Source organism: Jiangella alba, from assembly GCF_900106035.1.
In the GTDB taxonomy this organism is placed as follows: domain Bacteria; phylum Actinomycetota; class Actinomycetes; order Jiangellales; family Jiangellaceae; genus Jiangella; species Jiangella alba.
This window is the reverse complement of record NZ_FNUC01000004.1, coordinates 1208632-1231466: the sequence shown is the minus strand read 5'-3', so window position 1 is coordinate 1231466 and position 22835 is coordinate 1208632. Positions and strand designations below refer to the sequence as shown.

Genomic DNA, 22835 nt, shown 5'->3' with positions numbered 1-22835 from the left:
GTAGGTCGTCGCCGGGGTGGTTCTGTGACAGGTCGCCCGCGGACGGATCAGGCGCGCGGGGGATCCGGCCGCCCGCCAGCCTCTACCGCGTCCACTCCGGCGTCGGCCGGCGCCGATCGATCAGCGACGAGGTCGCGTACATCGCTGCGACGTGGAGCGCCCAAGCCACCACGACCAGGCCGAACAGCCACCGCTCGCTGGTCGTCGCAAGGTCCCAGTACGCCAGCGGCCATGCGAGCAGGCCAATGGCCACGGGAACGAACACGAGCTCCAGGCCGCTGCGGTGCCCGATCGAGATGTAGGCGATATAGCCGTACAGCACCACCACGATCGCCACGGCGAGCGGGTACCGCAGCCCGACGTCGAGCGCGTCGGGACCGGCGGCCGCCGGCCGGATGAGGCCGTTCGCCACGAGCAGGACCACTGCCAGGAACACGAACGTGACCGCGAGCACGCCGTAGCCGATCTGCACGGCGCGGCCGCCCGCGTCCGTCCGCGCCCACCGCGTCAGGTCACTGACCTGCGATGGATCTGATCGGCGTCGATGCGCTGCGAACTCCTCACGCGCCCCGGAGAGATAGACGGTCGCGGTCAGGAGGACGTTGTACAACAGCCACAGCACGACTCCGGCGCCGAACCACCAGCGTTCCGGTGTCGTCGCGATTCCCCAGTACGCTACGACCCAGCCCACCAGTAGCAGGGCGAAGGCGGCGTGAACTGCGACGAGGGCACGGGCCGAATCGGCCCACACCGATCCGAGGATCGCCAGGTAGGCGACGACCGAGACCAGGCGCACAACGGGCTGCTCGCCGTACCAGGACAGCAGATCGGGACCGGCCGCGCCGGGCCGTAGCCATTCGGGCGTGTAGAGGAGGATCACCACGCCGAAGGCGAAGATGGCCGCGACGACCGTCCAGGACAGCTCGATGACGAGGAGCCCACGCCTCCCGTGGATCCACGCATCCGGGTCGCCCACATAAGTGTCCGGCCGCCCGTCCGCCGCGTCCCACGACGCCTCGTGTCCCCAACCCGGGTCTGCGGGTTGGGGAGCCTCGGCGTCCAGATCGTCGGGCCAGACATCGGTGGTGCGGGCACCGGGGTGTACCAGCCCCGCGTCGTAGTCGGCCCGGCGTACCGGGTCGCTCAGCGTCTCGTAGGCGGTGGTGATCTGGCGGAACATGGCGGTCGTGCCGCCGACGTCCGGATGCGCCGTGCGCACGGCGCGCCGGTACGCGTCCTTGATCTCCGCGGCGGTCGCCGTGGGCGGCACCTCGAGGAGTTCGTAGTAGTCGAGGTCGGGCACCGCGTCAGCCACTCCGCCCCGCGTCGGAGCTCGACGGCGGCAGCGCGATCGCACCGCCTCCGTCGAGTGCGACCTCGTCGTCGACGACCTCGAGCGTGACGACCTCCTCGCGCCCGAACCGCGCCGTGAGGGCCCGCAGGTCCCAAGGGGCCGACGCCAGCTGTCTCTCCGCCTCGCGTACCGAACCCGAGCGGCGTTGCTCGATCTGCCGGGTTGCCAGCACGGCGATGATCTGCCTCGGCGATGCCCTGATGACACCCGCCCGGTGCTTGTACGGCCGGCCCTTGTGCCGATCCTGGACCAGGAACTGATCCTCGAACCGAGGATCAGGCACGGTGTTCATCAGCTGGGCGCGCACGGCTGCCGGCAGGACGTCGAGCACGGAGGGCTGCTCGTCGTCGAGATCATGTCTCTCGCCGCTGGCCCTGGTCGCATCGGCATCGACGGCAACGGCCCCACACCGATTCTTGATCTCCCCGACGTAGCGGTAGCGGCGCACCGTCAGGTTCCATGGCCGAGCAGCGCTACCCCGCAGTGCTCGTGGGCGGCGCCCCTCGATCAAGATCCATGAGTCCTCGCCTACGGTCCACGCTTCGGCGTACTCGATGCGGTCGTCGTCGTGGGCAGGCGGCGCCGGTGGCCGAGCACCGCCGACGAACTCGGCAGACGGCAGGCAGTGCGCACCCTTCAGTGCCCTGCGCACCTGGTACGGGAGATCGTCCCACGTCTGCCAGGCCGTACCCCGGATCGGCTCGAACCGACCGGCCAACGTGGATGCCGATGGCCCAGGATCGTGTGGCCTCGACGGCGCACGAGTAGAGCGGCGATCGGGAGCATCGCCCCGTCTTCCCTGCAATGCCGACATCCGGGGGTCCCTCATCTCACCGTCGACCTTGGTGACAACCCTAGGCACAACACTCTTCGCTGTCAGTCGCGCCAGCCAGGCGGCGACTCCGCGATGAGGTGCGCATTCGGGAACGCTCGTTCGGCGACGTGGAACACCTCGAGTGCCGCACTGACAGCCGTCGTGATCAGCTTCTCCACGAGTTCGAACGAAGGGTCGGCGCCGAGATCCGCGGTGGTCTCGCCATGGAACAGGAGATCCGTCTCGTCCTGCTGGACGAACACCTTGGGCCAGACATGTTCCGCATTCCAGTCGTTGGCGAACATCAGGCCCTTGGAGAGCTCGTCCACGTGCACGGCGCGTTCCCACACCCCGCGGATGTGGAAGACGTCCTCGCCGGCCTGAGCACCCCCCAAGGTGCCGAAGAAGAACAGACCGTTCTCCCAGATGCCGCTGATCTCGTCGCCATCAGCCACGTGATCCGCACCCAGTTTGGCGAGCACCTCGATGATCAGCTCGTCGCCGTCGCTGCGCCGCCCACGTGCGTCGGGGTGCGACACACGTGGACCACGCGCCGTTTCTGGAGTGGCGGGCATGCCGGCTCGCAACCTGTCGAGTTGACTCATCGAGTCGTTCCTCCGTCCATCGAGCCATTGGACTGACCACCCGGCTTCGGTGATCTGGCATCGCGCCTCGCCTGTCGCCACAGGTCGCGCTGCTTGAGTCTGTCTTCTCGCGCCTCGGCCACGCGTCGTTGGTCGGGGGTCAGCCTCGCTCGCTCGGCCTCACGTTCCGCGGTGTGCCTGTCCAGCATCGCCTGGCGCTTGGCCGCGAGATCGGACTGCAGTTCCGTGCGCCGGTCCGGGGCGTGATTCACCCTCTTGGCGCCGAGGCGGCCGTTCGTCAGGCGCGCTCCGACCTCGGCCCGCTTGGTCTGCCGGTCGAACTTCCGCAACCGTGCCTCGTCCATGCGGTCGGCGCGCGCGACCTCAGCCCGCCGGCTGAAGGTCCTCACCTTGTGGACCGCCTCGTGGTTGCCCTGCTTCAGGTGGTGCTTGACGCGCTGCCTCCGCGCCTGTTCGACGAGTTGGCCCCCACGGTTGGCCGCCGCTTGGCGGGTTCCGCGCACGACGGTCGACTTGGCGACGGCCGTGCCTCCCCTGGCGAGGACGGAGCCGCCGCCGGTGGCCCAGGCGATTCCTGCGGTCTTCGTGATGCCCTTGACGTTGCGGACCGCGTCGCCCATGGCGTTGATGCCGTTCAGACGGCGCATGGCACCGCCCGGGCCACCTGTCGGCATGAGGGACGAGCCGCCGCCGAACCCGCCGCCGCCTCCGCCACCGCCAGAGTTGAACTTCGACGCCATGGCGGCGGCGACGCGGTCCTTGGTCTCGTGGACGGCGCCGCGGCCACGCCAGAAGAGGACGATGCCGGCGATCAGCAGCAGGTCGATGAGCAGGAACTTGCCGATCTCGGCCCAGCGGACGGAGCGGTCGTCGGGGTTGCCGGTGGGTGCTCGTCCGGCCGCCATGATGTCCGTGACGACGTGGAGGAACACGCCGAGGAAGACGATGCAGAACATCAGCATGAGGACGGTGGCGAACAGCTGGCCGATGTTGCGCCACAGCACCGATCTGGCGCCGCCGGGGAGAATCGCCAGCAGCAGCGTGACCAGCAGCTTGATGCACTGCACGAGCGCCGAGAGGCCGGCGATGAACACGACGCCGGCGATGATGAGGATCAGCACGGCGAGGATGGTGACGGCCGGCTGGATCGCGAACTGCGCCATCCAGCTGTCGGGCCGGGCCATCTTGGCGAAGGTGTCGACCTCGTCGTTGAGGCAGCTGCCGACCACTTTCCAGACCTCGGGGTCGTAGTCGACGGGCTCGTCGCCGGTGCCGCCCCACCAGGTGCCGGGGTCGGTCAGCTCGGACCCGGTGTCGATGCCGTCGGCGGCGGACCCGCGGCCGGCGAGGTCGCGGTCCTCGAGGTCGCCGCGGAGGTCGTCCTTCGACGAGCTGTTGCCGGCGTGGGACAGCGCGACGACGTAGGCCTCTTCGCAGTCGCCCTCGAGGATGTAGCCGAAGTTGACCAGCATGGCCGGGTGGTAGAGGAACGTGTTGAGGATGCTCTCGCCCGGACTGACCCGCTGGTTCTCGGGATTGGTCAGGTCGTCGAGGTACTCGTCGTCGTTGACGATCTGGCCGACGAGGTACTGGGAGGTGTCGCGGGCGTCGTAGAGCAGGCCCTCCTGGCTGTCGTTGTCGCCGACCAGCCAGGTGATGGGGTTGATCGGCGCCAGGTTGTTGTCGGGATGCTGGCTGTCGTAGCTGATGGCCGCCACCGCATAGTTCGCGATGATCAGCGACAACAGGAGTTGCACGAGGCCCTTCCCCCACATGCCTCTGGCCATCCAGAGCATGCAGATGAACGCCGTGATCGTCAGCATCGCGACGTACATGTTGAGGTTCGACAACATGCCGGCGATGGAGTCCTGGAAGTCTCCGGCGATGCCGGTGAACCAGTCGAGCCAGGTCATGCCGAGCACGAAGTCGGTGACCCACGCCAGCGCGATGACCTGGAACTGGTAGATCGCCCAGGTGATCGTCATGAGCACCTTGAAGATCAGGTGGAACGGGTCGGTGATGCCGCCGGCCAACGACAGTTGCACGTGAAACGCCGACAGCTCGCAGTTGCCCGTCGGGTTGATGAACTGGTCGCCCAGGCCGTTGCCGCCGGGGACCTGGCAGGCCTCGGCGGCGATGCTGACGGCGCCGGCGACGACGCTCATGCGGGCCTCGAGCCGACGGCGCGGCCGGCCTCGAGCTCGGGCGGTGCGTCGCCGGGCTCGAGCTCACCGGCGTGCGGCGCTCGCCCGCCCAGCGCGCCGCCGGGACGGTGGCCGCCGATCAGCACCTCGGGCGGCGACGTCTTCATCGCCTCGAACCGCTCGGGCCGGGACGGCGGCATGACCTTGATGCGGGCGACGTTGCCCAGGGCGTCGCGCATGAGCGCCTCGCCGCGGCGCATCTCGGGGACGCCGTCGGGGCCGACCGGGCTGGTGTGCTCGGTGATCAGCGCGACCAGCGATTCGTCGTCGGGGTCGAGGTCGAGCCACTTGAGGCCGCGCTTGGCCAGCGTCTTGTCGCGGTGGCGCATGAGGATGCGGGTGGGGATGAGGCCGCGCAGGGTGGCGTCGCCGAAGTCGCTCTCGGGGTCGTGGCTGCCCAGCGCGACCGCGGCCTGGTGCTTGCGGCCGTCGCGGACGAAGACGGTGATCTCGCGCTCGCCCTCGGGCGACGCGGTGACGTGGTGCGCCTCGTCGACGATGAACAGTGCCAGCTCGGACCGGTCGCCGAAGCAGACCTGACGGCCCATGCTGGCCATCAGCGCGTACATGGCCCGGCCGAAGATCTTCTCCAGCTTCAGCTGCTCGAACAGGTGCGCGTGCTGCAGTTCGTCGCGGTCGGGCAGTTCCAGCGTGCGGGTCCAGAACACGATGGCGCGGTCGCTGAGCTCGACCGGCGGCAGCGAGGTGTCGAAGATGACCCGGCCGAACTCTTTGCGGGCGAACACGTTCATCAGCCGGCCCAGCTCGTAGGCGCCGTCGAGCGTGCAGCTCTCGAGCAGGTGCTTGGTGAGGTCGCCGAGGCCGCGGACGCCGTGCCGGGCGAGGTAGCCGACCTCCAGCACCTCGGACAGCAGCACGCCGCGCTCGGACGTCGGCGACACGTTGAGCAGCGGGGTGAGGAACGACTGCGCGACCCGCGACCCGGTGTGACGGTCGAACACCCGGAGGGGGTCCATGCTCATGGTGGGGTCGACGACGGAGACGACGGTGGGCGTGGTGAGCGCGCGGGCCATGGTCACCCACTCGCCGGACTCCGTGCGGTCGAGCGCGATGAACCGGCCGCCGCGGTCGACGGTGTCGGCGGCGATCTTCTTCAGCGCGACGGACTTGCCGGCGCCCAGCTCGCCGGCGATGGCCAGCGAGCCGGAGACGTCGAGCCTGGTGGTGGCGCCGGCGGGGTCGTGGTGGACGACGCCGGTCTGGCCGGTGGAGATGTTCAGGCCGAGCAGGCTGCCCTTGCTGTCGCCGACGTCGCAGGTGACCACCGGGACCGACGCGGAGAAGGAGTGCGACGTGGTGATCTGCCCGAACTCGCGGACCGACTTGGACAGCGGCGCGCCGGGCAGCATGGCCCACCAGAGGTCTTCCTGGTTGCCCAGCGGGTGCGTCAGCTTGAAACCGGAGGCGCCGTAGAACGCCTGCAGCTCCTTGGCCTGCTCCATGACTTGTTCGCCGGTGCGCCCGGCGACGCAGAAGATGACCGTGGCTTCGACCTCGACCTCGAGGTCGTCGGCGGACAGCAGCGCCTCGTACTCGGCGAGGTCGCGTGCGGACCGCTCGATGGCGTGCATGCCGGTGGCGAGCTGGCCCTCCTGCTGGAGGAACTGGTCGTTGAGGTTGGCGACGGCGCGCCGGTTGCGCGCGATGACCTCTTCGCGCGTGCGGGTGTGCAGCCGCACCGCCCAGTCGACGTCGAGGCCGGCGTCGTCGACGCGGCCGAGGTACTCGCCGCCGGGGAAGACCATGCCGTCGGCGGGGGTGTCGGCCAGCGCCAGCAGCCCCTGGTAGGAGACGGCGTCGGGGTGGTCGGGCTGGGTGATCTTGACGAACTTGCGGCGCAGCGGGTTCCAGCTCTTGAGCTGACGGCGGTCGAGCTCGGACTGGCCGCCCTCGTCGATCAGCGCGTCGGGCCAGAGCACGCCGTGACGGGGCACGACGGCGGCTTCGTGGTCGGCCCGCGTCTCGGGGAGGTCCATGTCGGCGAACAGCCCGCGCTGCAACGTGTGCTGGTAGAGCCAGACCAGCTGGGCGACGGTGGCCGGGCGCGGCCGGAACACGGCGGGGATGCCGAGCTCGACCTTGCGGGCCTGTTCCGTGCGCACCTTCAGCTCGGCCGGCGAGATGCCGTGCCGCGGCAGCGCCAGCTGGTCGCGGAAGTCGTCGACGGCGGCCCGGAACGACTCGTTGAGGTTGCCGAACCGGCCGCCGTTGCGCAGCGGCACGCTCAGCCAGAACGTCCGCTGGCCCAGCGCGAGGTCGTCGAGGGTGTCGAGGGTGGCCTCGCACTCGGCCGCCCACTCGGGGCAGTGTTCCAGCGGGATGCCGTTGATCATGCGCTCGACGATGGCCGCGGGATCGAGCGCCGCGCAGGCGCCCACCAGCAGCGCCTCGCCCGGCAGCGCCCGCAGCAGCGCCTGGTGCGCCGCCCGCACGCCGTGTTTGTCCTTGTCGGGCCGGAAGCCGTACGGCAGCGCCTGCAGCCGCCACGTCGCCCACACCGTGCCGCCCCGCGACCAGAGCAGATGGCCGGCCATGGCCCGCGCCGGACTACGCATCGTCCTCACCCCACGAATCGCTGACCTCGCCGCTCCCCTGCCGGACGGCGGTGCGCTGCTGGCCCCGCTGACGTGACGCCTGACGGCGTCCGCTCGCGGGTTGGTCGTGCTGGTCGGCCGGGAGCAGGGCCAGCAGCGCCTGCACCCCGCTCAGTGGCGCGCCCGGGTGCGCCGGATCGACCGCGGCGAGCGGATCGTCGAGCGGCTCGGGCGCCGGTTCGGGCGTGCGGTCGAGGCGACGCCGCAACCCGTCGGGCAGCTCGCGACCGGCGGCGACGGCGACGCCGGGTTCGAGACCGCTCCACGGGTCGGTGCCGGGCAGCGGGCCGAGGTAGACGTTCGTGCGGCTGCGGACCCGCCGCGGCCGCCGGAACCGCACCTGCTTGCCCTGGTACCGCCCCGACGCGGGCGCGTTCAGCACGCGGTACAGGCCGAGCAGCGCGTACAGCGGGTTGCGGCCGTTCATCGGCAACCGGCCGATGAGGAAGACCGCGCCGAACGCCGTGCCGAACAACAGGGCGATGTTGCCGAAGACCCCGAACACACCCCAGGTGTCGATGGTCAGCCCGCCGATGACGATGATGAGGATGGCCGCGATCAGCTGCTGAACCGTGTACGGCCCGCCGGGGATCTTCGTGCCGTCGGGCATGCGCCCGAGCAGCTGCGGGAACTTGCGCGCCCGCGTGTAGTACTTGACTGTCTCGAGTTCCTCGGGGTCGTCGGCCATCGATCGTCACCTCCTCTCGCGGCTGGCCGGGGGCGGGGGCGGCTACGTCAGGTCGACCTGCTGTGACACCGGCGCCGACCCGGGGAGGTCTTCGCCGACGGTGTCGCGCAGGGCGGTGACGTTGTAGACGATCCAGATGAAGACGCCGGCGGCGAGCGCGGACACGATGATGGTGCCGATGGCGAACTTCGAGTTCACGGCCTTGTAGACCACGAACAGGATGGCCACGGTGATGGCCACCACGCGAAGCACCGTCTGCAGGCTCGAGGCGGTGTCAGTGGTCCAGTCGAGCAGTCCGGCCTGGATGGTGATGGACGAGGTGGCGAGGTCGGGTGCCGTCGCCGTGAGTCCGGTGATGAGGCTCATGGCTCCTTCTCCTTGTGTGCGGGCTGAGGTGCGTGGACGTGGTCGGCTAGGGCGACTCGGTGGTCGACCCGGTGGCTGGTGGGTCTGATTCGGCCTCCCTCGTCGGCGTTGGGCCCTGGGACGAGGTCCCGCTCGTCCCAGGAGTCGGGGTGGTGACCGGCGCCGGCTCGGGCAGCGGGACCGGCTCGGCCAGCGCGGGCGACGTGCGCAGCCGGGCCACCTCCCACCGGCCCTCGCGCGCACGGAGCACCAGGGAGTACTGGGCGCCGAGCTGCTCGCCGTTGGAGCCGCTCAGCGTGACGTTGGCCTGGACCTCGGTGGTCTCGCCGTCGGACGGCTCTTCGCTCGGCGCCTCGCCGCCGGCGGCGACGATGGTGTCGACCTGGACGCCGGCGTACGGCACCGGGTTCAGGGCGCGGAACGACGTGCCCGGGCTGCTGTAGGCCTCGAGCGAGGCCTGGTCGCCGCTGACGAGCATGGCGTTGAGGAAGTTGGCGACGCGGGCGTACGCGGGGTGGTCGGCCGCGAGCCCGTGGTCGTAGGCGGAGGCCAGCTGCTCGAACTCGTCGGGCGCCGGCACCGGTGCGGGCAGCGCCTGCGCGATCATCTCGCCGTCGACGTAGAGGACGGGCACCTGGAAGTAGAGGCGGCCGGAGGTGATGCGCTCGACGGGTTCGGCGTCGGCGTCGTCCTCGGCGGCGTCGCCGTCGGGGGTCTCGGCGGGCTCGGCCGGCGCGTCGGCCGCGGGCTCGGCGTCGGCCGGCGGCTTGCCCTCGGCGGCGTCGACGCCCACCGTGACCGCCCAGAGGCCGGTGTCGTCCTTGACGATCTCGGCGACGGCCGAGCCGGACGTCGTCCACGGGACGTCGGGCCGGCTCTGCCCGAGGTCGCCGAAGTAGGGGCGCAGCTCGTCGGACTGCTCGCCCGGCGTCTCGAGCCAGGTGACGACGGCGCGCTCGGCGAACTCGCTGACGGCGGCGGCCTCGCCGAGGCGGTCGACGTAGCCGTCCTGGTTCACGACGGGACGGCTCTCGGGCATGAGCACCTGCAGCGCCAGCGCCATCGGCCCGGCGACGAGCGCGACCCACAGCAGGCCGACGACGATGCGGGTGGCGAGCTGGGAGCCGCCGGTCCACGTGTGCTGCTCGGACCGCGGGCCGTCGGTGTCAGTGTCCGGGGAGTCGGCGGCGGCGCCGCGCGGACCGGCCCCGCGCCCGCGGGCCTTGCGCCCGCCGGCGTCGTCGTCCTTCGGTGGCCCGAAGCCCCAGTTGATCTTCATGGCGCCGGTTCCTCGTGAGTCGCGTCGTACCGGTGCGGGCTCGAGGACGGAGGAGCCACCTCACCGTCCGAGCCCGCACCGGAGCCTGTGCCGACCACGCCCGGCTCCCACGGCTCGCGTAGCTCCGTCACGTGCACCAGCCGTTCGAGCGCCTCCTGCGCGCGGTCGGCGTTGGCGCCCACCGCGTCGTGCAGCCGCTTGGCCGCGTCGCGATCGAAGGGGTCGGCGATGAGGTGAGCGAGCTCCCGGTCGATGGCCCGTCGCGCCGCCAGCACCGTGGCCGCGTCCATGAGGGACTGCCGGTTGCTGAAGCGCTCTGTCATCTCGGGCTCCTCGGTCGGCGGGTCGGTTGTCTGCGTAGGTGCCGGGGGGTGGCGTCTTGTGACGGGGTGATCGGGGCGGGTTGCGGCGGCGGATCGGGCATTTGGATCATCACGGTCATCGGGCAAGCCGCTGACCTGCACACTCCCCAACCGGGCAAGTGAAATTCCGGCCTCTCGACCCGTCCGGGCAAGACCCAGGGCAAGCCCCTCCGACCACGGTTGAAGCGTCGATCCACCCCGGAGGAGACACCCGATGCCGACACCCGTCACCACCGCCCCCGACGTCACCTGCAGCGGCGCCCGCCGTCGTGCCGACGCGAGTCTCGTGGGCCGGTTGAACACCGAATGGAGCGGGCTGTGCGCCGACCCGCGCACCGAGTCCGCGGTCGCCCAGTGGGCCCGCCGGCACCCGGAGTTGTCCGGCTGCCTCGCCCTCGAGGACGTCGAACTGGCCGTCGCCGCGGCCGGCGCCGAGCAAGCCGACCGCATCCTGCTCGCGCTGCTGCGCCTCGCCCAGGCCGGCGACTCACTGGCCGGGCGGACCGTCCTGCAGCTCATGCTCGGCAAGGCGGTCCGCATCGCCATGACGCGGTCCGGCCGCGACACCAAGCCGGCGCTCGAGCACACCGCCGTCGCCGCGCTGTGGACGACCATCGCGACCTATCCGATCGAGCGGCGGCCGGTGAAGGTGGCGGCCAACCTCGCCATGGAGACGCTGCGCGCCGTCACCGGTGAGCTGACCCATCAGCTCAGCGAGACCCCCACCAGTCCCGACGTCCTGGCCGCCGACCTCATGCCGCTGCCGCCGTCCGAGCGGACCACCGCCGACCACGAACTGCTCGACCTCCTCACGTGGGCCGTCGACGACGGCACCATCACGGCGGCCGACGCCACGCTGATCCTCGACATCTACACGCCGGCCCCGGGCACCGAGGGCGGCGCGGCGGCGGCCGAACGGCACGGGCTCAGTTGGCCGGCGGCGCGGCAACGGGCCAGTCGCGCCATCCGCAAGGTGGCGCGCGCCCTCCGCACCGACGTCCCCGCGGCGGCGTGAGCGGCCCCCGGCGCAGGCGGCGCGGCAAGGCCTGCGCTCGGCGGCGGCGGTTCCCGATGGACGCCGGCCGGGTGGCGCCCTGGCGGACGTGCCGCATACCGCGGCGGCCTCGGCCTCCCGGCGGTGCCGGCGGCGGCCTGGTCGGTGCCGGCGGGCTGCGCGCTTCCGGCGGCCTCGAGGATGCCGCAGGCCCGGGCGCATGGGAGGACGTCCGCGACCCGGACGCTCCCGGCGACCAACGCGAGACCGGCCTCCTCGACGGCGCCGGCGATGGCCCGGGCGAGTCGGACGACGCGCGCGGCTCCGGCGATGCCGGCGACGCGGACGACGCTGGCGGCCGTCAGGAGGGCTTGGCCGGTACGGACGGCGGCGACCGGCCCGGACGTTACCGGCGGCCGGGGCGCTACCGGCAGCTCTGACGGCGCCGGCGGCGGCCCGGGCGGCTCCACCAGTCAGGACCGCATGCGGCCCGGACGCTGCCGACAGCTCTGACGATCCGGGCGGCAACCCGGGCGGCAACCCGGGCGGCTGCGCCAGCCAGGGCGGCGAGCGGCCGGCGCCACCGGCGGCCCGCGCGATTCCACCAGCCAGGCCAGCGTGCGCGGTTCGGCCGGCCGGGGCGGCGGGTCCGCCGGCAGTGGCTGAGCGGCTGGAGCCGATGTGCCGGCGGGTCGCTGCGGTCGGCGGACATGGGTCGGTGCCGGCCCGCAGGCGCGAGGTACCCGGCAACGCGGGCACGGCGGCGCTGACCACCGCCGGCGGACGTACTCGGCAAGGCAACCGACGATGTCGAGTCGCCAAGCGGTGTGGGCCGGAGTCAGCCAGGCGCGCCCGCACCGCGAACGGCGTCCCCGAGTGGCAGGGGCACAGGCCCGCGTGTCAGGTCTGGACGATCCTGCCGCCGAGGCGCCCGTCAGCCCAGAGGGCGGCGCAGACGGCGAACCGAAGCAACACGGCCCAGCAAACCGCCCGCATCGTGGGACAACCCGCGACTGAGGTCTAGACCTATGACCTGCACCCCTGCATCACGCGCGTACACAGTTCACGTCCGTCACTCGGGACGCGGGATGATCATGGAAGTGGGCCATTCGGGTTGCGCCGCCACTGGTCAGCCGTGAAGATCGTCTGAACGGCCGAGCCGGCAGGGAGGCTCGCGTCGCCCCGGACGGAGCCCATACATGGGTCATACAGCCACCAGACGCTCGCCAAGACTTAACAATTCGCGCCCTATGCAGTTGTGGGCTCAGTCACATACCCTCATGCCACGAGGCCGTCCGTGCAGGGCACGGCCTCGCAGGTGTCTCGAGGAGGCCGGCGTTGACCGAGAGCACTCCAACCACTGAATTCTTGCGGCAGGGCACGGATCCGGTGGTGGATGCCGACAGCGCGCCCGTCATCAAACCGAGCGTCGTGCACATTCCGTCGTCGCTGGTGTCGTTGGTGGCGGCGGAACGCCAGAGGTCGGGCCGGTCGAACGGGCAGATCCTCATCGATGCGATCGAAGCCGGCCACGATCACCTGGTCAAACAGCACAATGAGTCCAACAGCATAGGAGGCCGACTCTTCACCGCCCGCACGGCGAAGCCCCAGCTTCCCGTGGCCCAGCCCCTCTCGCCGCTCAACATCCGGCTCTACGAACAGGACTACGAGGTCCTGGACCGGTTGGTCACCGAGCTCGGCGCCGGATCCCGCAGCCGGCTGGCGACCCTGGCCCTCACCTTCTACCTGGACAGCCCGACGTAACGCAGCACCGCAGCACGAACAACACCTTCCCCGGACAAAGCAGGACGGCAACGATGAGTTCGCCCCCCACCCATCAGCCGGCACCCGATCACCTCGACGACGAGTTCGACATCGCCGAGGCCAAGCTGGAACCGGCCGTCGCCGCGCCGCCGAAGCAGCGCCGCCGGCCGGCATTGATCGGTCTCGGCGTGGCCCTGGTCGCCCTCGGCGGCCTGGGCGCGGCCTGGCTGGCCACGAGCATGAGTGACACCGTCGACGTCCTCGCGGTGCGCGCCGACGTCGCACGCGGCGAGCAGATCACCGAGGACGACCTCACGACGGCGAGCATCAACGCCGACCCCGCGCTCGACCCGATCCGCGCCGAGCGCAGCAGTGAGGTCGTGGGCCAGTACGCGTCCGTCGACCTGCCGGCCGGCACGCTCGTCACCGCGAACTCCTTCAGCGGCGCCATCCAGCCGGCCGAGGGCGAGTCGATGGTCGGCGTCGCGGTCACGGCGGCCCAGCTGCCGAGCGAGCCGCTGCGCCCCGGCGACACCGTCCGCATCGTCGACACCCCGAACCCGCAGGACAACCCACCCAGCTCGACGCCCGACTCCATCGAGGCGACGGTCGTGTCGACGACGACGGACGACGAGACCGGCCAGCGCATGGTCAACGTCGTCGTGCCCGAGGTGCGTGCTCCCGACCTCGCCGCCCGCGTCGCGACCGGGCGCATCGTCGTCATCCTGGGGTCGCGCGCGACGGGAGGTGAGTGATGGCGGTCGTCGCTCTCACCTCGGCACGAGGCGCACCCGGCGTCACGACCACGGCACTGGCGATGGCCATGCTGTGGCCGCGGCCGGTCGTGCTGGTCGAGGCCGACGTCGCCGGCAGCAGCAGCATTCTCGCGGGGTACCTCCGCGGCACCGTCCCGCCCGACCGCGGGCTGGTCAGCCTGGCCGTCGCGCACCGCCGCGGCGTGCTGGACGACAAGTTCTACGACCAGACGGTCGCGCTCATCGAGAACCGCGTCCGGCTCGTCCCCGGCCTGGTCAACGCCCAGCAGGCGGCCAGCATGGACAAGCTGTGGTCGCCGCTGAGCATCGTGCTGGCCAACCTCGAACGCACCGGCACCGACGTCATCGTCGACGCCGGGCGGCTGGGCATGCGGCACGGCCCGATGCCGCTGCTGCGCTCCGCCGACGCCGTCCTGCTGGTCACGCGCACCACGCTGCCCGCCGTCAGCTCGGCGCGAGCCCGGGTGAACGTGCTGCGCGAAGACCTCGTCGAGCTGGGGCAGGGCGACGACACGCTGGCGATGCTGCTCATCGGCGAGGGCCAGCCGTACCGCGCCCGCGAGATCCACTCCGCCCTGGGCGTCCCGGTGCTGGCCTCCCTGGCGTGGGACCAGGCCGCGTCCGACTCCCTCAGCGTCGGGGCTCCGTACGGACGGCGATTCGCGGCGGCCCCGCTGTTCCGCAGCACGCGGGTCGTCATCGGCGCCGTGCACGAACTGGTCGACCGCCATCGCACCCGGCTGGCCCCGGCCGCGGAGTCCCTGATGGAGGAGCACACCTATGGCTGACCCCACGAACGCCGCGGCGAGCCTGGAGAACCTGCCGCTGTTCGCGGAGCCTGACAACGGCAACGGCAACGGCGACGAGTGGGGCGACACCCACCACTCGCTCAGCGGCCCGGGCCAGACGGACCTGCGCCGGTCGCTGCAGGCCCGGCTCGCCTCCGCCTCGGCGCAACGCGGCCGCGGCCCGCTGCCGAGCGGCGCGCACGCCCGCCGCGCCGACGACGACCTCACGGCGCTCGAGCGCAGCGGCGGCATCCTGCGCCCGACCAGCCGTGGCGGCGAGGTCGACTGGGGCCTGGTCCGCGCCTACCGCGAGCAGGCCGCCGACCAGCTGGCGCACGCGCTGCGCAGCCGCGAGGGCCTCGACGACGCCGGTCGGCGCGAGCTGGGCCGCAGCATCGTCGTCGAGCTGCTCGCCGACCACGCCGAGCGGGCGCTCACCAAGGGCCTGCCGATCATCACCCCGGACGAGCAGATCCAGCTGGCAGAGGCCATCATGGCCGCGCTGTTCGGGCTCGGCCGGCTGCAGCCGCTGGTCGACGACCCCGGCATCGAGAACATCGAGATCAACGGGCACGACAACGTGCACCTGATCTACGACGACGGCCGCATCGTCGACGGCCCGCCGGTGGCCGACAGCGACGAGGAACTGATCGAGACGCTGTCGTTCCTGGCCACCCGCACGGGCACCAACGAGCGGCCGTTCTCGCCGTCGAACCCGCGGCTGCACCTGCGGCTGCGTGACGGCTCGCGGCTGGCGGCCACCGCGTGGATCACGCCGCGGCCGGTCGCCGTCATCCGCAAGCACCGCCTCACCGACATCGGCATCAAGGAACTCGTCGACCTCGACATGCTCAGTCCGGCCGCGGCGGCGTTCCTCGCCACGGCCGTCCAGGCCCGCAAGAGCCTGGTCGTCTCCGGCGCGCAGGGTGCGGGCAAGACCACGCTGGTCCGGGCCCTGACGAACGAGCTGGACCCGATGGAGCGCATCGGCACCATCGAGACCGAGTACGAGCTCCATCTGCACGACATGCCCGAGCGGCACAAGCGCATCGTGGCGTGGGAGGCGCGACCGGGCAGCGGCGAGCGCGGGCCCGACGGCCGCGCCGTCGGCGAGATCACCCTCGACGACCTCGTCTTCGACTCGCTGCGGATGAACCTCTCGCGGCTCATCGTCGGCGAGGTGCGCGGCCGCGAGGTGCTGCCGATGTTCAAGGCCATGCAGTCCGGCGCCGGCTCGCTGTCGACGACGCACGCGCACTCCGCGCGGGCGGCGATCGAGCGCCTGGTCACCTGCGCCATGGAGGCTGGCCAGCACGTCACCGAGTCGTTCGCGTACCGGCAGATCGCCGAGCACATCGACCTCATCGTCCAGATCGAGCTGGTCGACAACAGCCACTCGGGCGGCAAGCGATCGCGCTACATCAGCGAGATCATCGCCATCGAGCCCGGCGAGCACGGCCTGCCCGCCGTCACCGACGTCTTCCAGCCCGGCCCCGACGGCCACGCCGTGCCCGGCACCCCGCCGATCTGGCTGGGCGACCTCGAGCGGGTCGGCTTCAACCCGCGGCTGCTCGACCACGGCGGTGTGCCGTGACGGCCTTCGCCGCGGCGTTCGCGGCCATCCTGGTGCTCGGCGGCATCCTCGTGATCGTGCTCGGGCTGATCCCGCAGCCGGTGCAGGCGCGTCCGGCCACGCCCGGCCAGCGGCTCAGGGCACGGTTCGTCAGCATGACCGGCGGCCGCAACGCGGCAGCCCGGCAGCTGCGCGTCCTGCTCGGCATCGGCATCGCCGGCGGCATGGTGGGCTGGCTGCTCACCGGCTGGCTGATTCTCGTGCTGCTGGTACCGGCCGCGCTGATCGGCCTGCCCGCACTGCTCGCCCCGCCGGCCACGGCCACCCCGGTCGCGAAGCTCGAGGCGATGGAGGAGTGGACGCGGTCGCTGGCCGGCGTGCTCACCGTCGGCGTCGGCCTCGAGCAAGCCATCACGGCCACCATGAAGTCGACCCCCGACGCGCTGCGGCCGGAGGTGACGACGCTGGTCGCGCGGCTGCGCGCCCGCTGGCCCACGGTGGCGGCGCTGCGCGCGTTCGCCGACGACCTCGACGACGCCACCGGCGACCTCATCGCGTCGTCGCTGATCCTCGGTGCGACGCGGCGCGGCGCCGGCCTGGCGGCGGTGCTGGAAGGGCTGGCGGCGACGGTGGCCCAGGACGTCCAGGTGCGCCGCAAGATCGAGGCCGACCGGTCGAAGCCGCGCACGACGGCCCGCATGGTCACCATCATCACGCTGGTCGTGCTCGCCTTCATGACGTTCAACAGCTCCTACATCGAGCCGTACGGCTCGGCCATCGGGCAGATCGTGCTGATCGTCCTGCTCAGCTGCTACGTGCTGTGCCTGCTGTGGATGCGGCAGATCACCCGGCCCCGGCCGCTGCCGCGGATCATGGGCTGGGACCTGCGCTCGTCCACCGGACCGACCCGGGCGGAGGCGCGATGATCTGGGAGCTGGGCATCCTCGCCGGCGCGCTGGCCGGGCTCGGGCTGGCGCTGGTGGTGCGCGAGCTGGTCCCGGCGCAGCCGCACCTGCGCGCGACGCTCGGCCGGCTGCACGACACCGGCACCGAGAGCACGCGCGCGCTGGAGCCGCAGGCCACCCAGTCGGGCTCGCTGTTCCAGGACCGCCTCGGCCGGTTCCTCGAACAACGACTGCCGACGCTGGTCGGCTTCCGGCTGCCGCGCCAGGAACTGGACCTCCTGCGCATCCCCGCCTACCGCTACTACGGCGAGAAGGCGCTGTGGGCGCTGCTCGGCCTGGCCTTCCCGGCCATCCTGACGCTGACGCTGGCCATCACCGGCGTCTCGCTGCCGTTCACGGTGCCCGCGTTCGTCGGACTGATCCTCGCCGTCGTCATGTGGTTCCTGCCCGACATCGAGACCCGGCAGAAGGCCAACAACGCCCGCGAGGAGTTCACCCGCGCACTCGGCGCCTACATCGACCTCGTCGCGCTGGAACGGGCCGGCGGCGCCGGTTCCACCCAGGCGCTCGAGAACGCCGCCGAGGTGGGCGACTCCTGGGTGTTCCAGCGGCTGCGCGAAGAGCTGGCCCGGGCCCGGTGGTCCGGCACGACGCCGTGGGAGGGCCTGCACACGCTCTCGGTCCAGCTCGGGCTCAGCGACCTCGACGACCTCGCCGACATCATGCGGCTGTCCGGCGAAGAGGGCGCCACGGTCTACGAGAGCCTGCGCGCCCGTGCCAGCGGGCTGCGCGACGCCATGCTGTCGGCCGAGCACGCCCGCGCCAATGCCGACAGCGAACGAATGGTCATGCCCGTCGCACTTCTGGGCGTGGTTTTCATGGCTCTACTCGCGGCTCCAACGGTGATGCGTATGCTCGAATGACTCTTTGTCCGTAATTTCCTCAGTCAGGAATTCCCCGGTCCTGACACGTCACAGAAGTCTCCCCGGACATGCCTACAGCTGTGACGGGTCGGGAACAGCCCGCACCCCCGAGAGGAACACGACAATGCTGCAACTCCAGACATGGATGACGGTCCTGTCCGCCGAGCTGCGCGAGCGCTACTCCGAGTTGACCGACCGCCGCCGCGAGCAGGGCGCCACGACGCTCGAGTACGTCGTCATCGCCGCCGCGGTCTTCGTCGCCGCCGTCGCCCTGGTGGGCATCATCATCGGCGTCATCAACCGCGAACAAGCGAAGATCCAGTAGGTCATGAGCCGCCGGCCACGTGACGGGCAGCGGCGTCGTACCCGGCGCCGTCTCCCCGGACGTCCCGAACGAGGCGCGGCGACGCTGGAGCTCGTGGTCCTGTTCCCGGTCGTCCTGCTGATCACCTTCGGCGTCATCGAGGGTGCGTTGTGGTATCACGCCCGCAACGTCGCGCTCGCCGCCGCCGAGGAAGGCGTGCGCGCAGCCACCGGCAACGGCGGGTCGCTCGCGTCCGGCGTCGCCGAGGCGCGCTCGTTCGCCGCCGAGGCGGGCGCCGACGGCGTGCTCAGCAGCGTCACCGTCAGCGGCGACGGTGGCGACGTCGAGGTCACCATCACCGTCCAGGGCTCGTCACAGAGCCTGTTCCCCGGCTGGTCCGGGCACCAGGTATCGCAGTCGGCCAGCGGTCCGGTCGAGCGCTTCACCGGGCCGGGCTGACATGGCCGCGCAGGCAGCACGCAGTGAGCGCGGCTCCGCCACCGTCGAACTGGCGGTGGTCGGGCCCGGCCTGCTGATGATCATCGCGTTGCTGGTGCTGGGCGGCCGGGTCACCATCGCCGGTGGCTCGGTCGAGCACGCCGCCGCCGAGGCCGCACGCACCGCGTCCATCGCCCGCACCGAGAGCGACGCGCTGCTGCAGGGCCGCAACGCCGCCGAGGCGTCGCTGCAGCGACAAGACCTCCGGTGCGTCGGCGGCCCGTCGGTGCAGATCGACACCAGCCAGTTCAGCCGCCCGCCGGGCGAGCCGGCCACGGTGTCGGCGACGGTCACCTGCCGCGTCCAGCTGTCCGACCTCGCCATCCCCGGCCTGCCCGGCTCGCGGGAGATCACCGAGACGGTCGAGAGCCCGCTCGACACCTACCGGATGCGCCGATGACGGCCCGGGCGCGGCGCTCCGACGCCGAGCAGGGCGCGGTCGCGATCTTCGCGGTCGTCATCGTCATGGCGTTGTTCCTGGCCATCGGGCTGGTCGTCGACGGCGGCGGGAAGATCCGGGCCATGCAGCGGGCCAACGCCATGGCCGCCGAGGCCGCCCGCACGGCGGCGCAGGCGGTCATCATCGACGGCAACGGCGCCGGGCACCCGACCATCGACTTCGCCCGGGCCTGCACCGCTGCCACCACCTATGTCACGGCGGCAGGCGGTCAGGCCACCGACTGCCGCCGCGTCAACGACACGACGGTTCAGGTCGACACCGCCGTCACCTACGACAACGTCTTCCTGTCGCTGATCGGGCCCCCGACGTCCCAAGCCACAGGCAGCGCGCAGGCTCGCCTCGCGCGTGGCGTCGGTACGGAACAGTGAGGAGTACCCCCGTGCCTCGAACCCATCGAACCGCCCGCCCCCGGCGCACGACCGCCTCGGTCCTGCGTGCTCTGGGAGCGCTGGCCGTCATCGTCGCGGTCCTGGTCGGCATCCCGCTCGCACTGATCGCCGTCGCCGGCAACCCGTTCCCGGGCTCCGTGCCCAGCTGGGACGACGTCACGTCGGCGCTCACCGAGCCCGACGACGGGTCGCTGTTCCTGCAGGCGCTGGTCGTCATCGGCTGGCTGGGCTGGCTCACGTTCGCCGCGGGCCTGCTGGTCGAGATCCCGGCCGCGCTGAGCGGCCGCAAGGCGCCGCGGCTGCCCGTCCTGCGCGTGCAGCAGCGCGCCGCCGCCGGCCTGGTCGCCGCCGTGGCCGCCGCGTTCGTCGTCGGGCCGGTGGGTGTGGCCACGGCCGCCGAGCCGGTGCAGCCGCCCGCACAGCAGCCGGCCCCGGTCACCACGGCGCAGACGCCGGCAGCGTCCGAGGTCGCGACGACAGAGGCGGCCCCCGACACCGACGCCCAGCCGGCCACGGTGCAGCGCACGCACACCGTCCAGCGGGGTGAGTCGCTGTGGCGCATCGCCGAGCAGGAACTCGGCGACGGCGCGCGCTGGCCGGAGATCGCCGAGCTCAACTACGGCGTCGAGCAGCCCGGCGGCCGCGCGCTCGACAACACGCACTGGATCGACCCCGGCTGGCAGCTGCTGCTGCCGCCCGAGCCCGCGCCGTCCGCCGTCACGGTCGCCGACACCGGCGCCGCCACGCACGTCGTGGCCGAGGGCGACACCCTGTGGGGCATCGCCGAGCAGCGGCTGGGCGACGGCGCACGGTATCCCGAGCTGGTCGAGGCCTCCCGCGACACCGTCCAGCCCGACGGCAGCAGGCTCACCGACCCCGACCTCATCCGGCCGGGCTGGACCATCACCGTCCCGGGCGCACCGGGTACGCCGCCAGTGGTCGGCGACCCCGTGTCGCGCGAGCCGGTCGAGCCGCCAGCACCGGAAGAGCCGGTGCAGCCGCCAGCACCGGAGCAGCCCCATGAGGAGGCGCCGGCCGAGGAGGCGCCCGTCGAGGAGCAGCCGCCGGTCGAGGAGCCGGTGCAGCCGCCGGCCGCCGAGCAGCCCGAAGACACCGAGCTGGGCGACTCCGCGACTCAGGCCGTCGGCGACGGCGTCGACGTCCCCATCCGCACCACGGCCGGCGTCGGCGCCCTGCTGGCCGCCGGGGTGCTCGCCTTCCTCGCCGCCCGCCGCCGCTCCCAGCAGCGCCGACGCGAGCCCGGCGAGCGCATCGCCATGCCCGCCGGCGCGGCCGCCGACACCGAGCGCGAGCTGCGCGGCGTCGCCGACCCGATGAGCGTCGAGGTGGTCGACGTCGCACTGCGCGGCCTGGCCGCCGACTGCGCCCAGCGCGGGGTGTCGCTGCCCCCGCTGCGCATCGCGCGGCTCACGTCCGAGCAGTTCGAGCTGTACCTCGCCGACGAAGCCGTGCTGCCGCCGCCGTTCGTCGCGACCGAGCAGGCCCACGTGTGGCTGCTGCCGGCCGCCGCCGGGCGCGCGTTCGACGCCGCCGCGCTGCGCGACGTGCCGGCGCCGTACCCGAGCCTGGTCACCGTCGGGCACGGCCCCGAGGACGGCCACCTGCTGCTCGACCTCGAGCGGCTCGGCACCCTCGCCGTCGTCGGCGACCGCGAGCCGTCCCGCGAGGTCATGGCCGCACTCGCCGTCGAGCTGGCCACCAGCCCGTGGGCCGACGACCTCCAGGTCACGCTGGTCGGCACCTGCCCCGAGCTGGCCAGTGGCCTCGACACCGGCCGCATCCGCTACCTGCCGTCGGTCGGCAGCCTGCTCACCGAGCTGAGCACGCGAGCCCGGCACGACCGCGTGGCCATGGCCGAGTCCGGCGCCTACTCGCTCGACGACGCACGCGCCCGCGGGGTCGCCGTCGCCGCGTGGACGCCCGAGATCGTGCTGCTCGGCGAGCCGCTCGGGCCCGACCAGGACGCCCAACTGGCCGAACTCGTGCAGTCGCTGCCGCGGGTGGCCGTCGCCGCCGTCACCAGCGGCCACGGCGCCGTGGGCCAGTGGTCGCTCGAGCTGACCGCCGGCGAGCCCGACACCGCCGTCCTGCAGCCGGTGGGCGTCGACGTCCAGCCGCAGCGGCTCGACCAGCACCAGTACCGTCAGATCCTCGAGCTGCTGGGCGTCACGACGCAGCCATCCCGGCCGTGGATCGACGCCGGTGGCCGCCCCGCCGACGAGCCCGAGCCGGGCGACGTCGGTCCCGGTCTGCTGGACAGCCTCGAGGCCGACTTCGACCGCCTGGCCGCGCCCGATGCGGCGTCCGAGCCGGTGGCGGACGAGCTGCCCGCGACGCCGGTCGCGGCGACGCCCCTGACGCCCGCGCCGCCCCGGGTGCCGGGCGACGGGCCCACCGTCCTGCTGCTCGGGCCGGTCGAGGTCGACGACGCCGAAGGGCCGGTCGAGCAGTCGAAGTACCGGCAGCTCACCGAGATCGCGGCGTTCATCGCGCTGCACCCCGGCCTCGGGCACGCCGCCCTCGACGACGCCATGTGGCCGGGCAGCCGGGTCACCCAGAACACCCGCAACACCGCCATCTCCAAGCTGCGGCGCTGGTTCGGCCGCGACACCCACGGCGACGACTACCTGCCGCGGGTCGACACCGGCTACCGGTTCCACCCCGGCGTCACCACCGACTGGGACGAGTGGCGCTCACTGGTCGGCGACGACCCCGCGCTGGCCGGTACGCAGCAGCTGGTCGCGGCGCTCGAGCTGGTCCGCGGCCAGCCGTTCACCGGCGTCAACCCGCGCCGCTACGGCTGGGCCGAGCACCTCAAGCAGGAGATGATCGCCGCCATCGTCGACACCGCCCACGAGCTCGCCCAGCGCGCCCTCCGCGGCGGCGACGCCCACCTCGCCCGCAAGGCGTCGACCATCGGCCTGCAGGTCGAGCCCGGCATGGAGCTGCTCTGGCGCGACCGCATCAAGGCCGAGCACCTGGCCGGCAACCGGCCCGGCATCGACGACGCCGTCGCCCGCATGACCGCCATCAGCGCCGACCTCGGCGACGACCTCGAGGTCGCCACCGTCCGGCTGATCGCCGAGCTCACCAGCCCGGCGCCGGAGCACTCCGGGGTGCCGGAGCGCCTCTAGCCGCAATAGCCTCGTGCAG

Annotated in this window: 21 protein-coding genes; 12 read left to right on the top strand and 9 right to left on the bottom strand. The window is 72.2% G+C overall.

All coding sequences use genetic code 11. From position 1 onward, the window contains the following. Positions 1–82: 82 nt before the first annotated feature. The 9 genes from BLV02_RS23565 to BLV02_RS23525 form a co-directional block, all read right to left on the bottom strand. Positions 83–1303, bottom strand: coding sequence for a J domain-containing protein (locus BLV02_RS23565; RefSeq protein ID WP_083288292.1), 1221 nt, complete (start codon positions 1301–1303; stop codon positions 83–85). A gap of 4 nt (positions 1304–1307) precedes the next feature. Further along, the gene (locus BLV02_RS35870; RefSeq protein WP_069109348.1) at positions 1308–1802 is read right to left on the bottom strand and encodes a hypothetical protein; all 495 of its coding nucleotides are present in this window, start codon (positions 1800–1802) and stop codon (positions 1308–1310) included. A 428-nt stretch (positions 1803–2230) separates the two neighbouring features. After that, on the bottom strand, positions 2231–2773 hold the full coding sequence (locus BLV02_RS23555; protein WP_083288234.1) for a type III secretion system chaperone family protein: 543 nt from the start codon (positions 2771–2773) through the stop codon (positions 2231–2233). Beyond that, positions 2770–4938 (bottom strand): hypothetical protein, encoded by a 2169-nt coding sequence (locus BLV02_RS23550; protein WP_069109350.1) that lies wholly within the window; start codon positions 4936–4938, stop codon positions 2770–2772. Before BLV02_RS23550 ends, BLV02_RS23555 begins: the two co-directional genes overlap by 4 nt. Beyond that, a complete protein-coding gene (locus BLV02_RS23545; protein WP_083288235.1) occupies positions 4935–7553 on the bottom strand; it encodes an ATP-binding protein in 2619 nt (872 codons plus the stop codon). The genes BLV02_RS23550 and BLV02_RS23545 overlap by 4 nt, the downstream gene beginning before the upstream one ends. Beyond that, a complete protein-coding gene (locus tag BLV02_RS23540; RefSeq protein WP_069109352.1) occupies positions 7546–8280 on the bottom strand; it encodes a hypothetical protein in 735 nt (244 codons plus the stop codon). The genes BLV02_RS23545 and BLV02_RS23540 overlap by 8 nt, the downstream gene beginning before the upstream one ends. A 42-nt stretch (positions 8281–8322) precedes the next feature. Further along, positions 8323–8646, bottom strand: a complete 324-nt coding sequence (locus tag BLV02_RS23535; protein ID WP_069109353.1) for a hypothetical protein — start codon at positions 8644–8646, stop codon at positions 8323–8325. 46 nt (positions 8647–8692) lie between these two features. Next, the gene (locus BLV02_RS23530; RefSeq protein WP_069109354.1) at positions 8693–9925 is read right to left on the bottom strand and encodes a conjugal transfer protein; all 1233 of its coding nucleotides are present in this window, start codon (positions 9923–9925) and stop codon (positions 8693–8695) included. Continuing rightward, positions 9922–10248 (bottom strand): hypothetical protein, encoded by a 327-nt coding sequence (locus BLV02_RS23525; protein ID WP_069109355.1) that lies wholly within the window; start codon positions 10246–10248, stop codon positions 9922–9924. The genes BLV02_RS23530 and BLV02_RS23525 overlap by 4 nt, the downstream gene beginning before the upstream one ends. Before the next feature lie 253 nt (positions 10249–10501). Here BLV02_RS23525 and BLV02_RS23520 point away from each other — a divergent pair, with 253 nt between their 5' ends. From BLV02_RS23520 to BLV02_RS23460, 12 genes are all read left to right on the top strand, one after another. Further along, the gene (locus BLV02_RS23520) at positions 10502–11302 is read left to right on the top strand and encodes a hypothetical protein (protein ID WP_069109356.1); all 801 of its coding nucleotides are present in this window, start codon (positions 10502–10504) and stop codon (positions 11300–11302) included. Between the two features lie 1317 nt (positions 11303–12619). Next, positions 12620–13045 (top strand): hypothetical protein, encoded by a 426-nt coding sequence (locus tag BLV02_RS23510; RefSeq protein ID WP_083288236.1) that lies wholly within the window; start codon positions 12620–12622, stop codon positions 13043–13045. Positions 13046–13098: 53 nt separating this feature from the next. Beyond that, entirely contained in the window at positions 13099–13800 is a 702-nt protein-coding gene (locus BLV02_RS23505; RefSeq protein ID WP_083288237.1) for an SAF domain-containing protein, read from the top strand. Further along, positions 13800–14609, top strand: a complete 810-nt coding sequence (locus BLV02_RS23500) for a CpaE/TadZ family protein (protein WP_069109358.1) — start codon at positions 13800–13802, stop codon at positions 14607–14609. The genes BLV02_RS23505 and BLV02_RS23500 overlap by 1 nt, the downstream gene beginning before the upstream one ends. Beyond that, positions 14602–16203, top strand: a complete 1602-nt coding sequence (locus tag BLV02_RS23495; protein ID WP_083288238.1) for a CpaF/VirB11 family protein — start codon at positions 14602–14604, stop codon at positions 16201–16203. Before BLV02_RS23500 ends, BLV02_RS23495 begins: the two co-directional genes overlap by 8 nt. Next, positions 16200–17108: a type II secretion system F family protein gene (locus tag BLV02_RS23490; RefSeq protein WP_069109359.1), complete on the top strand. Its 909-nt coding sequence runs from the start codon at positions 16200–16202 to the stop codon at positions 17106–17108. Before BLV02_RS23495 ends, BLV02_RS23490 begins: the two co-directional genes overlap by 4 nt. Further along, a complete protein-coding gene (locus tag BLV02_RS23485) occupies positions 17105–18010 on the top strand; it encodes a type II secretion system F family protein (protein WP_069109360.1) in 906 nt (301 codons plus the stop codon). Before BLV02_RS23490 ends, BLV02_RS23485 begins: the two co-directional genes overlap by 4 nt. Before the next feature lie 145 nt (positions 18011–18155). Beyond that, on the top strand, positions 18156–18335 hold the full coding sequence (locus BLV02_RS23480) for a hypothetical protein (RefSeq protein WP_069109361.1): 180 nt from the start codon (positions 18156–18158) through the stop codon (positions 18333–18335). A gap of 3 nt (positions 18336–18338) precedes the next feature. Next, positions 18339–18773, top strand: coding sequence for a TadE/TadG family type IV pilus assembly protein (locus BLV02_RS23475; protein WP_083288239.1), 435 nt, complete (start codon positions 18339–18341; stop codon positions 18771–18773). A 1-nt stretch (position 18774) separates the two neighbouring features. Beyond that, positions 18775–19212: a TadE family protein gene (locus BLV02_RS23470; RefSeq protein WP_069109362.1), complete on the top strand. Its 438-nt coding sequence runs from the start codon at positions 18775–18777 to the stop codon at positions 19210–19212. Further along, entirely contained in the window at positions 19209–19640 is a 432-nt protein-coding gene (locus BLV02_RS23465; RefSeq protein WP_069109363.1) for a hypothetical protein, read from the top strand. The genes BLV02_RS23470 and BLV02_RS23465 overlap by 4 nt, the downstream gene beginning before the upstream one ends. An 11-nt stretch (positions 19641–19651) precedes the next feature. After that, positions 19652–22816, top strand: a complete 3165-nt coding sequence (locus BLV02_RS23460) for a LysM peptidoglycan-binding domain-containing protein (protein WP_069109364.1) — start codon at positions 19652–19654, stop codon at positions 22814–22816. Positions 22817–22835: the final 19 nt, after the last annotated feature.

Bases quoted from the DNA above. Each gene is read 5' to 3' on its own strand.
- BLV02_RS23550 (WP_069109350.1), bottom strand. From the start codon at position 4,938: ATGAGCGTCGTCGCCGGCGCCGTCAGCATCGCCGCCGAGGCCTGCCAG.
- BLV02_RS23480 (WP_069109361.1), top strand. From the start codon at position 18,156: ATGACGGTCCTGTCCGCCGAGCTGCGCGAGCGCTACTCCGAGTTGACC.
- BLV02_RS23495 (WP_083288238.1), top strand. From the start codon at position 14,602: ATGGCTGACCCCACGAACGCCGCGGCGAGCCTGGAGAACCTGCCGCTG.
- BLV02_RS23470 (WP_069109362.1), top strand. From the start codon at position 18,775: ATGGCCGCGCAGGCAGCACGCAGTGAGCGCGGCTCCGCCACCGTCGAA.
- BLV02_RS23545 (WP_083288235.1), bottom strand. From the start codon at position 7,553: ATGCGTAGTCCGGCGCGGGCCATGGCCGGCCATCTGCTCTGGTCGCGG.
- BLV02_RS23485 (WP_069109360.1), top strand. From the start codon at position 17,105: ATGATCTGGGAGCTGGGCATCCTCGCCGGCGCGCTGGCCGGGCTCGGG.
- BLV02_RS23475 (WP_083288239.1), top strand. From the start codon at position 18,339: ATGAGCCGCCGGCCACGTGACGGGCAGCGGCGTCGTACCCGGCGCCGT.
- BLV02_RS23555 (WP_083288234.1), bottom strand. From the start codon at position 2,773: ATGAGTCAACTCGACAGGTTGCGAGCCGGCATGCCCGCCACTCCAGAA.
- BLV02_RS23530 (WP_069109354.1), bottom strand. From the start codon at position 9,925: ATGAAGATCAACTGGGGCTTCGGGCCACCGAAGGACGACGACGCCGGC.
- BLV02_RS23535 (WP_069109353.1), bottom strand. From the start codon at position 8,646: ATGAGCCTCATCACCGGACTCACGGCGACGGCACCCGACCTCGCCACC.
- BLV02_RS23500 (WP_069109358.1), top strand. From the start codon at position 13,800: ATGGCGGTCGTCGCTCTCACCTCGGCACGAGGCGCACCCGGCGTCACG.
- BLV02_RS23465 (WP_069109363.1), top strand. From the start codon at position 19,209: ATGACGGCCCGGGCGCGGCGCTCCGACGCCGAGCAGGGCGCGGTCGCG.
- BLV02_RS23505 (WP_083288237.1), top strand. From the start codon at position 13,099: ATGAGTTCGCCCCCCACCCATCAGCCGGCACCCGATCACCTCGACGAC.
- BLV02_RS23540 (WP_069109352.1), bottom strand. From the start codon at position 8,280: ATGGCCGACGACCCCGAGGAACTCGAGACAGTCAAGTACTACACGCGG.
- BLV02_RS23520 (WP_069109356.1), top strand. From the start codon at position 10,502: ATGCCGACACCCGTCACCACCGCCCCCGACGTCACCTGCAGCGGCGCC.
- BLV02_RS23525 (WP_069109355.1), bottom strand. From the start codon at position 10,248: ATGACAGAGCGCTTCAGCAACCGGCAGTCCCTCATGGACGCGGCCACG.